The 2,369-nt window shown below is 50.7% G+C and carries 1 protein-coding gene and 1 pseudogene (1 of these 2 running past the window's edge); both read left to right on the forward strand.

The window, feature by feature from the left end; translation table 11 throughout:
* A pseudogene (locus QVO97_RS06930) lies at window positions 1-1,759 on the forward strand (ATP-dependent Clp protease ATP-binding subunit) (it extends 711 nt beyond the left edge of the window).
* A 124-nt stretch (window positions 1,760-1,883) separates the two neighbouring features.
* Window positions 1,884-2,297: a hypothetical protein gene (locus QVO97_RS06935; protein WP_022359635.1), complete on the forward strand. Its 414-nt coding sequence runs from the start codon at window positions 1,884-1,886 to the stop codon at window positions 2,295-2,297.
* Window positions 2,298-2,369 lie beyond the last annotated feature (72 nt).

Raw genomic sequence — 2,369 nt, forward strand, 5'->3', positions numbered from 1 at the left:
GTTCATTGTTTCCGGCAATGTACCGGAGACGATCGCGAAAAAGCGGGTTGTCAGCCTCGATTTGTCCGGCATGGTCGCAGGATCCAAGTACCGCGGTGAGTTCGAAGAGCGGATTAAGAAGGTACTTGCCGAGGTGCGGGAGAGTGGAAATGTGCTCTTGTTTATTGACGAGATTCACACGATCATCGGCGCAGGCGGCGCGGAGGGCGCGATCGATGCCTCCAATATCCTGAAACCGTCACTGGCGAGGGGCGAGATTCAGCTCATTGGTGCGACGACGCTGGAAGAATACCGCAAATACATCGAAAAAGATGCGGCCTTGGAACGCCGGTTTCAGCCGGTTATGGTAGATGAGCCGACGGAGGCGGAATCCATCGAGATTTTGAAGGGGCTTCGCAGCCGCTATGAGGAGCACCACAAGGTAACGATCCAGGATGAGGCGCTGGTGGCAGCGGTGCGCCTGTCTGCCCGCTATATCAATGACCGTTTCCTGCCGGACAAGGCGATCGATCTGATCGATGAAGCATCCTCGAAGCTACGTCTGACTGTATATACGGAGCCGGAGGAGATCAAAAAGCTCGAAGCGGAGATCAAAAAACTCGAAGGCCAGAAGGAAGAGGCGATCAAGGCTGAAGCCTATGAGAAAGCCGGTGAGATCAAGAAGAAGCAGCAGAAAAAGCAGGAAAAGATTGAAAAGATTCGTGAAAAATGGGAAAAAGAGAAAAATTCACGCAAGTTAGTGGTCGGTGAAAATGAGATTGCGGACATTGTTTCTGACTGGACGAAGATCCCGGTTCGCAAGCTGGCAGAAGAAGAGTCAGAGCGGCTGTTGAAACTGGAGTCCATTCTGCATGAGCGTGTGGTCGGACAGGAGGAAGCTGTATCCGCCGTGGCGCGTGCGATCCGCCGTGGTCGTGTGGGACTCAAGGATCCGAAGCGGCCGATCGGTTCGTTTCTGTTCCTGGGGCCGACGGGTGTCGGAAAAACAGAGCTTTCCAAGGCACTCTCGGAGGCGATGTTTGGCACGGAAAATGTGATGATCCGCGTTGATATGTCGGAGTACATGGAGAAACACAGCGTTTCCAAGATGATCGGTTCGCCGCCAGGATATGTTGGCTACGAGGAGGGCGGACAGCTCAGCGAGAAGGTGCGTCGCAATCCATATTCGGTTATTCTCTTTGATGAGATTGAAAAAGCGCATCCGGATGTATTTAACATTCTGCTGCAGATCCTCGATGACGGGCACATTACAGACGCACAGGGACGGAAGGTGGATTTCAAGAACACGATTCTGATTATGACCTCCAATGCGGGCGCTGAAAATATTATTTCCCCGAAGCGGCTTGGATTCTCGTCGGAGAGCGGTGAGAAAGCGGATTATGCGTTTATGAAAGAGCGCGTGATGGAGGAAGTGCGCCGGATGTTTAAGCCGGAGTTTTTAAACCGAATCGATGAGATTTTAGTATTCCATCCTCTGACGAAGGAGAATATCAAGACGATCGCGGGCATTCTTCTGCGCGGCATCAAGAAAAGGACGGAGGACCAGCTTGGAATGACGCTCACGATCACAGATGATGCGATCGATTTCCTGGCAGACAAGGGATATGATTCCAAATATGGTGCAAGACCGTTGCGCCGGACGATCCAGACGCAGATCGAGGATCAGCTTTCTGAGAAGATCCTGGAAGGCACGATCCGGAAAAAAACAGAGGTTCGGATTGAAAAAGATGGCGATCAGCTGAAATTTGAGACGGTCTAAAGGGCTGGAAGCGAAAAGACTGGTAAACCCGGTCGAAGTGTGTTAAAATGATACTACTGAGTAACTGTGTAAGTGCGGAGCAGTTGCGATATTGATTAAAAGGATACTAGGAGGATAAAGCATTATGCCAGTAGTTAGCGAGTTAATCCGCATCGAGGATGACGGAACCATCAGTTTTGGCAATTATATGTTAGCAGCAAAGTCCAAGCTGCAGGATTTTGAATTTCAGGGCGATCTTTATAAGGTAAAAACATTCGGCGAGATTACCAAGCTGGAGCGCAACGGAATGTTCGTATATGAGTCGGTACCGGGCACGGCAGTCAATCATTTCCAGGCGGGAGATACTTCCGTACAGTTTTCGGTTGAGGGCGAGAAGGATGCTCAGATTACCATTCAGCTAGAGGATGAGCGTGAGTATGAGGTATATGTAGACGGCGTATCGGTTGGTGGCATGAAGACCAACGTCAGCGGCAAACTGGTACTGAGCGTGGAGCTGAACCCGGGCAAGGCAACCGCAATCCGGATTGAAGCCAGATAAGGAAAAGAAAAACAAAACGTTACGTACAAGTTACAATGCGTGAGATGAAAGCTGCTGCATGGCAGGAATGGC

This window comes from Clostridium sp. CAG:43 (assembly GCF_000434655.1).
Taxonomy (GTDB): Bacteria; Bacillota; Clostridia; order Lachnospirales; family Lachnospiraceae; genus Otoolea; species Otoolea fessa.

Bases quoted from the DNA above. Each gene is read 5' to 3' on its own strand.
- QVO97_RS06935 (WP_022359635.1), top strand. From the start codon at position 1,884: ATGCCAGTAGTTAGCGAGTTAATCCGCATCGAGGATGACGGAACCATC.